The sequence below is a fragment of the Pseudomonas protegens genome (genome assembly GCF_003732485.1).
In the GTDB taxonomy this organism is placed as follows: domain Bacteria; phylum Pseudomonadota; class Gammaproteobacteria; order Pseudomonadales; family Pseudomonadaceae; genus Aquipseudomonas; species Aquipseudomonas protegens_B.
This window is the reverse complement of sequence record NZ_MOAK01000073.1, coordinates 29,319-37,702: the sequence shown is the minus strand read 5'-3', so window position 1 is coordinate 37,702 and position 8,384 is coordinate 29,319. Positions and strand designations below refer to the sequence as shown.

Sequence of the window (8,384 nt, the reverse complement as noted above, 5' to 3'; positions counted from 1 at the left end):
AGCAGATGGGCATGAACGTGATTTCTGCCAAGGACCACGGTGAGTCGTTCCAGATGCTGGAATCGGGCCGCGCCGTTGCGTTCATGATGGACGACGCGCTGCTGGCCGGTGAAATGGCCAAGGCCAAGAAGCCTGCCGACTGGGCCGTGACCGGTACTCCTCAGTCCTACGAAATCTATGGCTGCATGGTGCGCAAGGGCGATGCCCCGTTCAAGAAAGCCGTGGATGACGCCATCGTCGCCACCTACAAGTCGGGCGAAATCAACAAGATCTACGACAAGTGGTTCCAATCGCCGATCCCACCAAAAGGCCTGAACCTGATGTTCCCGATGAGCGACGAGCTCAAGGCCCTGATCGCCAACCCGACCGACAAAGCGGCTGACGACAAAAAGTCCTGATTCCTGACTAACCTTATCTCCTGAAGGGGCCCTGCCCTTTCAGGAGTCTGTCACTACCTGCTGGCATTTTTTGGAAACACTCGAACCGGTGGTTGTCGAGCCGATCGCGTGTGCCTGATCGTCATGATCAGGCGGGAACGGACGTCCCCAGGCGGGTGCTTGTACATCGAACGATCTGAGGGGTAACCCTAATGAATTACAACTGGGACTGGGGCGTGTTCTTCAAGTCCACCGGTGTGGGCAGCGAGACCTATCTCGACTGGTTCATCACCGGCTTGGGCTGGACCATCGCCATCGCCGTGGTGGCCTGGATCATCGCGCTGCTGCTGGGTTCGATCCTGGGTGTCATGCGCACCGTACCGAACCGTCTGGTGTCGGGCATCGCCACGGTCTACGTGGAGATATTCCGTAACGTGCCGCTGCTGGTGCAGCTGTTCATCTGGTACTTCCTGGTACCGGACCTGCTGCCGGCCAACCTCCAGGAGTGGTACAAGCAGGACCTCAACCCGACCACCTCGGCCTACCTGAGCGTTGTCGTGTGCCTGGGCCTGTTCACCGCCGCGCGGGTTTGCGAACAGGTGCGTACCGGTATCCAGGCGCTGCCGCGGGGCCAGGAATCCGCCGCTCGCGCCATGGGCTTCTCGCTGCCGCAGATCTACTGGAACGTGCTGCTGCCCCAGGCCTACCGGATCATCATTCCGCCGCTCACCTCGGAGTTTCTCAACGTCTTCAAGAACTCCTCCGTGGCGTCCCTGATCGGCTTGATGGAACTGCTGGCCCAGACCAAACAGACCGCCGAGTTCTCGGCCAACCTGTTCGAAGCCTTCACCCTGGCTACCCTGATCTACTTCACCTTGAACATGAGCCTGATGCTGCTGATGCGCCTGGTAGAGAAAAAAGTATCGGTCCCCGGCCTGATCTCCGTGGGAGGTAAATAATGGAATTCGACTTCTCGGGCATCATCCCGGCCATTCCCGGCCTGTGGAACGGCATGCTGATGACCCTCAAGCTGATGGTCATGGGCGTGGTTGGCGGGATCATCCTCGGTACCTTGCTGGCCCTGATGCGCTTGTCCCACAACAAGCTGCTGTCGAACCTGGCCGGTGCCTACGTCAACTACTTCCGCTCGATTCCGCTGCTGCTGGTAATCACCTGGTTCTACCTGGCGGTGCCGTTCGTGCTGCGCTGGATCACAGGTGAAGACACCCCGATCGGTGCGTTCACCTCCTGCATCGTGGCCTTCATGATGTTCGAAGCGGCGTACTTCTGCGAAATCGTCCGTGCCGGCGTGCAGTCCATTCCCAAGGGCCAGATGGGCGCTGCCCAGGCACTGGGCATGAGCTACGGCCAGACCATGCGCCTGATCATCCTGCCCCAGGCGTTCCGCAAGATGACCCCGCTGCTGCTGCAGCAGAGCATCATCCTGTTCCAGGACACCTCCCTGGTGTACACCGTGGGCCTAGTGGACTTCCTCAACGCCTCGCGCTCCAGCGGCGACATCATCGGCCGCTCCAATGAATTCCTGATCGTTGCCGGTCTGGTGTATTTCACAATCAGCTTTGCCGCCTCGCTGCTGGTCAAGCGTCTGCAAAAAAGGTTCGCCGTATGATCTCTATCAAGAACATCAACAAGTGGTATGGGGACTTCCAGGTGCTGACCGATTGCAGCACCGAGGTCAAGAAAGGTGAAGTGGTGGTGGTCTGCGGGCCGTCCGGCTCGGGCAAGTCCACCCTGATCAAGTGCGTCAACGCCCTGGAACCCTTCCAGAAAGGCGACATCGTGGTCGATGGCACCTCCATCGCCGACCCGAAGACCAACCTGCCGAAACTGCGTTCCCGCGTGGGCATGGTGTTCCAGCATTTCGAGCTGTTCCCGCACCTGACCATCACCGAAAATCTGACCATCGCGCAGATCAAGGTCCTGGGCCGCAGCAAGGAAGAGGCCACCAAGAAAGGCCTGCAACTGCTGGATCGGGTCGGCCTCGCCGCCCATGCCCACAAGCACCCGGGCCAGCTGTCCGGCGGCCAGCAACAGCGTGTGGCCATCGCCCGCGCCCTGGCCATGGACCCGATCGTCATGCTGTTCGACGAACCCACTTCGGCCCTGGACCCGGAAATGGTCAACGAGGTGCTGGACGTGATGGTGCAGTTGGCCAACGAAGGCATGACCATGATGTGCGTGACCCACGAAATGGGCTTTGCCCGCAAAGTGGCGAACCGGGTGATCTTCATGGACAAGGGCCAGATCATCGAAGACTGCCAGAAAGAAGAGTTCTTCGGCGATATCAGCGCTCGCTCCGAACGTGCCCAGCACTTCCTCGAGAAGATCCTGCAGCACTAAAACCCGCGTTCCTGTAGGCGCCGGCTTGCCTGCGATGGGACGGCATCTGACTCCCCTATCGTCAGCGCCGCCCTTATCGCCGGCAAGCCGGCTCCTACAGACACTGCGCAGTGGTTGACCCAAGGCATCTGTGATGAAATGCGACCCCACTCTCTATCGCGCCGCGCCGCCATCACTCGCCGTGAAACCCCGTCTGATCCGTCACCTGTTCCTGCCGCCCCTGGTCATTCTGCTGATGATCGGCCTGGGCTATGTCGGGTTCTGGATCAACGAGCACAACGGCATCCGCAGCCTCAGTGAAAATGGCCAACGCCAGCTGGAGTTGCATGCCCGCGCCGTAGAAAGTGAAATCAGCAAGTACACCTATCTGCCGAGCCTGCTGGAACTGGAATCCAGTGTTTCCCAGCTGCTGGGCGATCCCTCGCCGGAACACCGGCAGACCGTCAACCAATACCTCGAAGGCCTGAACCGCCGCAGTCGCAGCCGGGCCATCTATGTCATGGACACCACCGGCCGGGTGGTAGCCACCAGCAACTGGCGCGACGTCGACAGCTACCTGGGCGAAGACCTGTCCTTCCGCGCCTATTACCAGAACGCCGTACGTGGCCAGCCCGGACGCTTCTACGGCATCGGCAGCACCAACGGCGAGCCTGGCTACTACCTGGCCCATGGCCTGGAAGAACAAGGCAAGATCATCGGCGTGGCGGTGGTCAAGGTGCGCCTGGAGGCCCTGGAGGAACGTTGGCAACGGGCCCGCCTGGAAGCCTTCGTCAGTGACGAGAACGGCATCATCATTCTCTCCAGCGATCCAGCGCGGCGGCTCAAGTCGGTCCGCCCCCTGAGCGACGACACCAAGGAGCGCCTGGCCCGCAGCCTGCAGTACTACTGGTTCCCCCTCAACGAACTGGAACCCCTGGCCCGGGAGCGCCTGGCCGAAGGCGTGGAAAAACTGACCTTCCCCGCCAACACCGAACTGGTGTCCGACGACAAGGCCATCAGCTACCTGTCCCAGACCCGGCCGCTGAGCGACACCCCATGGAACTTCACCCTGCTCACCCCCCTGCAGGACCTGCGCCGGGAAGCCATCAACCAGGGCATCCTGGTGGCCGTGGCCTTTGCCCTCGTGGCCTTCCTGCTGATCGCCTGGAATGAACGGCGCAAGGTCATCGCCACCCGCCTGGCCGCCCGAGAAGCCCTGCAGGAAGCCAACAGCCAGCTGGAGCGGCGGATCACCGAACGCACCGCCGACCTGCGGGCCAGCAACGAACGGCTCAAGGGCCAGATCCGCGAACGCCGCCAGGCCGAAGAAACCCTGCGCCGAGCCCAGGACGAACTGGTCCAGGCCGGCAAGCTGGCGGCCATCGGCCAGATGTCCACCAGCATCGCCCACGAACTCAACCAGCCCCTGGCAGCGTTGCGTACCCTCTCCGGCAACACCGTGCGTTTCCTCGAGCGCGGCGCCCTGGACACCGCCAGCGCCAACCTCAAGACCATCAACGAACTGATCGACCGCATGGGCCGCATCACCGCCAGCCTGCGCGCCTTCGCCCGCCGCGGCGACGACCAGGGCCAGGCCAGCCTCGACAAGGCCGTGGACGCCGCCCTGCAACTTCTCAACGCGCGCATCGAACCCTTGCCCCTGCAACTGCACCGGGCCTTCACCGAGCAGACCCTGCAGATCGACCAGACCCGCCTGGAACAGATCCTGGTCAACCTGATTGGCAACGCCCTGGACGCCATGCAGGCCCAACCGGCGCCGGAGCTGTGGCTGGAAGGCGAGCTCGGCGACGGCAAGTATCGCCTCCGGGTCCGCGACAACGGCCATGGCATCGATCTTGAGGCGCGCAAGCATCTGTTCGAACCCTTCTTCACCACCAAACCCGGCGAACAGGGCCTGGGCCTGGGCCTGACCCTGTCCGCCAGCCTCGCCGCCGCCACCGGCGGCAACCTGGGGGTGGAACATCCGGCAAGCGGCGGCACCGCCTTTGTCCTCAGCTTGCCCCTGGCAAGCCCCCATCAAGCCGAGCCGATATGAACAACGAGCTGACCGTGCTGATCGTCGAAGACGACCCCCATGTCCTGCTGGGTTGCCAACAGGCCCTGGCCCTGGAAGACATTCCCTGCATCGGCGTGGGCAGCGCCGAAGAAGCCCTGGCCCAGGTCGGGGAGAACTTTCCCGGCATCGTGGTCAGCGATATCCGCCTGCCGGGCATCGATGGCCTGGAACTGCTGACTCAACTCAAGGCTCGGGATCGCAGCCTGCCGGTGGTGCTGATCACCGGTCACGGTGATATTTCCATGGCCGTGGGGGCGATGCAGAAAGGCGCCTACGACTTCATGGAGAAACCCTTCTCTCCCGAGCGTCTGGTGGACGTGGCCCGCCGCGCCCTGGAACAACGGGGACTGGCCCGGGAAGTGACCTCCCTGCGCCGCCAGTTGGCCGAACGCAGCTCCCTGGAAGGGCGGATCATTGGCCGCTCACCGGCCATGCAAAACCTGCGGGAATTGATCGCCAACGTCGCCGATACTTCGGCCAACGTGCTGATCGAAGGCGAAACCGGAACCGGCAAGGAACTGGTCGCCCGCTGCCTGCACGACTTCAGCCGCCGTCACCCGCAACAGTTCGTCGCCCTGAATTGCGGCGGCCTGCCGGAAAACCTCTTCGAAAGCGAAATTTTCGGCCATGAGGCCAATGCGTTCACCGGTGCCGGCAAACGTCGTATCGGCAAGATCGAGCACGCCCACCAGGGCACGCTGTTCCTCGATGAAGTGGAAAGCATGCCGATCAATCTGCAGATCAAGCTGCTGCGCGTGCTGCAGGAGCGGACCCTGGAGCGCCTCGGTTCGAACCAGAGCGTGGCCGTGGATTGCCGGGTGATCGCTGCCACCAAGTCGGACCTGGACGAACTGAGCCGGGCCAAGGAATTTCGCAGCGACCTGTATTACCGTCTCAACGTGGTGACCCTGGAACTCCCGCCCCTGCGCGAGCGCCGCGAGGACATCCTGCAACTGTTCGAGCACTTCCTGCAGCAGTCGTCCCTGCGTTTCGATCGCGCCGTACCGGAGCTGGACAACCAGACCCTATCGACCCTCATGAGCCACGACTGGCCGGGCAACGTGCGCGAGCTGCGCAACGTCGCCGAACGCTTTGCCCTCGGCCTGCCGGCGTTCAAGAAGTCTGGCAGCAGCAGCGCCCAGGGCCTGGGTTTCGCCGAAGCGGTGGAAGCCTTTGAACGCAATCTGTTGAACGATGCCTTGCAGCGCAGCGGCGGCAACCTGACCCAGGCCAGCCAGGAACTGGGCATGGCCAAGACCACGCTGTTCGACAAGGTCAAGAAGTACGGCCTTAACCACTAACCCAAGGCGCACCCATTATGGATCTATTGTTGAAGGCCGCCCTGGGCGCGGCGGTGGTGGTGATTCTGGCGGCCCTGGCCAAGACCCGGAACTACTACATCGCCGGCCTGGTGCCGCTGTTCCCGACCTTTGCCCTGATTGCCCACTACATTGTCGGCAAGGGCCGTTCCCTCGATGACCTGAAGACCACCATCCTGTTCGGCATGTGGTCGATCATTCCCTACTTCGTCTACCTGGCGACGCTGTATGTGATGGTCGACCGCCTGCGCCTGGAAGCCTCCCTGGCAGTGGCTGCCGTGGCCTGGTTGATAGCCGCGACGATCCTGGTCAGCGTCTGGGTGCGCCTCCACGCCTGAGCTCCCGCCCTTCCTGTAGGAGAGAGCTTGCTCGCGAAGCCAGCGCCGCGGTCTGTCGCCGGCCACCCTGGCCCGACCCTTGCATTTACCCTGTAAAGCCCGCCCAGCCTGCGTTTCAGCCTGATCACGCAGTTTTTTGGAGGGCGCTGCCATGGGTAAAGAACACCTTGAACATCTTAGATCTCGACCACAGCCTGACCGCTCAGGAGCCCATAGTGCGGCGCCTGAAAAGCGGCCAGGCGCGACGCCTGGACCTGCTGGACCTGGGCCCCAAGCTGCGACTCTGGTCCACCGAACGCACCTACCGTCATTTCCGCGAACGCCTGAGCCAACGCCCCCGGCACAGCGGCCCGCAACCGGAAATCTTCTTTGTCGGCTCCGGTGACTATCACCACCTGACCCCGGCATTTCTCAGCGATCTGCCCGAGCCGGTCAGCCTGATCCACTTCGATAATCACCCGGACTGGGTACGCTTCGCCCCCCGCCGACACTGCGGCTCCTGGGTCAATCGAGCGCTGAAGCTGCCGAATATCCAGCGCATCGTCACCCTGGGCCCCTGCAGTGAAGACCTGCACAACCCGCAACTGCGGGGCGGCAACCTCGGTGCCCTGAAGCACGGCAAGCTGCAGCTGTTTCCCTGGCAGCATGCGCCGTCCAAGGTCTGGGGCCGGGTCGGTGACGGTGCCGGGCACCAGCAACAGGAAAACCATCTGCACTGGCGCAACCTGGCGGATCTGGACTGGCAAGCCTTCCTGACCCAGATGATCGACAGCCTGCCCACCGAGGCGATCTGGATCACCATCGACAAGGACGTGCTGGCCAGCGAGGACGCCGCCACCAACTGGGACCAGGGCGGCATGCGCCTGACCCACTTGCTGCAGGCGGTACGCGAGCTGGCGGCGCGCAAGCGGATTCTCGGCATCGATGTCTGCGGCGAATTCGCCAAGCCGGCCTTCAGCAATGCCTTCAAGCGCTGGGAAGCCAAGTCCGACCAGCCTCCGGCCGAGCGCTGGAGCCAGGACGACCTGCTGCGCAATTCAGTGACCAATGAAGCCCTGATCTCGCTGTTCGAGGAGCTGTTCCCGTGACTTTGACCGTTGTTCTGCTAGTGGCCTTTTCCATTGTCCTGGACGTCATCGGCCAGCTCTGTTTCAAGCTCGGCCTGGACCGCCTGCCGGAGCTGGAGGGCGGTTTCCGCCTGAACGCCTTCTGGGGCCAGGTGTTCAATGCCCCCCTGCTGTGGTGCGGTATCGGCGCCTATGTGATCGAGTTTTTCGTCTGGCTCGAAGCCCTGTCCCGAGCCCCGCTGAGCCTGCTGTTCCCGGCGGCGGCCCTGGCCTATTGCGGCGTGGTGCTGGCGGGCAAGGTGGTGCTGGGCGAGACCGTCAGCCGTCGGCGCTGGATGGGCACGCTGGTGATCACCGCCGGGGTGATGCTGGTTTGCGTGGCCAGTACCTGAGCCTTATTCAACGAATAGAAGGAAACGTTTCATGAGTTCGAACACCTCCCACGGCTGGCTGCACGAGCGACTGGGCACCATCGTGCTCTGGGCCCTGCTGATCGGCTTCGAGAGCGCCGGGCAGATCGCCACCAAGGTCGGCGGCGACCAACTGGGACAGATGGATTTCAACCTGCAATGGCTGGCGGCGGTAGCGGTCAATCCGGGCGTGCTGCTGGCAATTGCCTGCTATATCGGCGCATTTTTCGTGTGGATGCTGATATTGCGTCGCAGCAGCCTGTCCCTGGCCTTCCCCTTGAGCTCCCTGGTCTTTGTCGTGGTGCTGCTGGGCTCCTGGCTGGGCCTGGGCGAACAGATCAGCCTGCTGCACTGGGTCGGGGTCTTCGTGATCATCGGCGGGATTGCCCTCTTGGCCGAGGGTGAAGAGGCCTGAGGGCCTCTTTGCTACAGCGAAGGGATGTTGTGTAGGAGCCG

Annotated in this window: 10 protein-coding genes; all 10 read left to right on the top strand. The window is 62.8% G+C overall.

The features are described from left to right. Positions 1-398, top strand: a 398-nt coding sequence (locus tag BLX41_RS35675) for a transporter substrate-binding domain-containing protein (RefSeq protein ID WP_259745001.1), incomplete at its 5' end; no start/stop codon positions are given. A gap of 191 nt (positions 399-589) precedes the next feature. Beyond that, entirely contained in the window at positions 590-1,336 is a 747-nt protein-coding gene (locus tag BLX41_RS18395; RefSeq protein ID WP_123726042.1) for an amino acid ABC transporter permease, read from the top strand. Further along, complete coding sequence (locus BLX41_RS18390) at positions 1,336-2,007, top strand: amino acid ABC transporter permease (RefSeq protein WP_025129635.1); 672 nt, start codon at positions 1,336-1,338, stop codon at positions 2,005-2,007. The genes BLX41_RS18395 and BLX41_RS18390 overlap by 1 nt, the downstream gene beginning before the upstream one ends. Then, on the top strand, positions 2,004-2,738 hold the full coding sequence (locus BLX41_RS18385) for an amino acid ABC transporter ATP-binding protein (RefSeq protein ID WP_123726041.1): 735 nt from the start codon (positions 2,004-2,006) through the stop codon (positions 2,736-2,738). Before BLX41_RS18390 ends, BLX41_RS18385 begins: the two co-directional genes overlap by 4 nt. Before the next feature lie 133 nt (positions 2,739-2,871). After that, entirely contained in the window at positions 2,872-4,773 is a 1,902-nt protein-coding gene (gene aauS, locus BLX41_RS18380) for a two-component sensor histidine kinase AauS (protein WP_123726040.1), read from the top strand. After that, positions 4,770-6,095 (top strand): two-component response regulator AauR, encoded by a 1,326-nt coding sequence (gene aauR, locus BLX41_RS18375; protein WP_123726039.1) that lies wholly within the window; start codon positions 4,770-4,772, stop codon positions 6,093-6,095. Before aauS ends, aauR begins: the two co-directional genes overlap by 4 nt. A 26-nt stretch (positions 6,096-6,121) precedes the next feature. After that, complete coding sequence (locus BLX41_RS18370; protein ID WP_169892259.1) at positions 6,122-6,451, top strand: GlpM family protein; 330 nt, start codon at positions 6,122-6,124, stop codon at positions 6,449-6,451. A gap of 167 nt (positions 6,452-6,618) precedes the next feature. Beyond that, on the top strand, positions 6,619-7,539 hold the full coding sequence (locus BLX41_RS18365; RefSeq protein WP_123726038.1) for an arginase family protein: 921 nt from the start codon (positions 6,619-6,621) through the stop codon (positions 7,537-7,539). Beyond that, positions 7,536-7,910, top strand: coding sequence for a DMT family transporter (locus tag BLX41_RS18360; protein ID WP_115580793.1), 375 nt, complete (start codon positions 7,536-7,538; stop codon positions 7,908-7,910). Before BLX41_RS18365 ends, BLX41_RS18360 begins: the two co-directional genes overlap by 4 nt. 31 nt (positions 7,911-7,941) lie before the next feature. Beyond that, positions 7,942-8,343, top strand: coding sequence for a DMT family transporter (locus tag BLX41_RS18355; RefSeq protein WP_047305876.1), 402 nt, complete (start codon positions 7,942-7,944; stop codon positions 8,341-8,343). Positions 8,344-8,384 lie beyond the last annotated feature (41 nt).

What these genes read in the sequence shown, in the direction of transcription:
- BLX41_RS18385 (WP_123726041.1), top strand. Translation starts at nt 2,004, where the DNA reads ATGATCTCTATCAAGAACATCAACAAGTGGTATGGGGACTTCCAGGTG.
- aauS (WP_123726040.1), top strand. Translation starts at nt 2,872, where the DNA reads ATGAAATGCGACCCCACTCTCTATCGCGCCGCGCCGCCATCACTCGCC.
- aauR (WP_123726039.1), top strand. Translation starts at nt 4,770, where the DNA reads ATGAACAACGAGCTGACCGTGCTGATCGTCGAAGACGACCCCCATGTC.
- BLX41_RS18390 (WP_025129635.1), top strand. Translation starts at nt 1,336, where the DNA reads ATGGAATTCGACTTCTCGGGCATCATCCCGGCCATTCCCGGCCTGTGG.
- BLX41_RS18395 (WP_123726042.1), top strand. Translation starts at nt 590, where the DNA reads ATGAATTACAACTGGGACTGGGGCGTGTTCTTCAAGTCCACCGGTGTG.
- BLX41_RS18355 (WP_047305876.1), top strand. Translation starts at nt 7,942, where the DNA reads ATGAGTTCGAACACCTCCCACGGCTGGCTGCACGAGCGACTGGGCACC.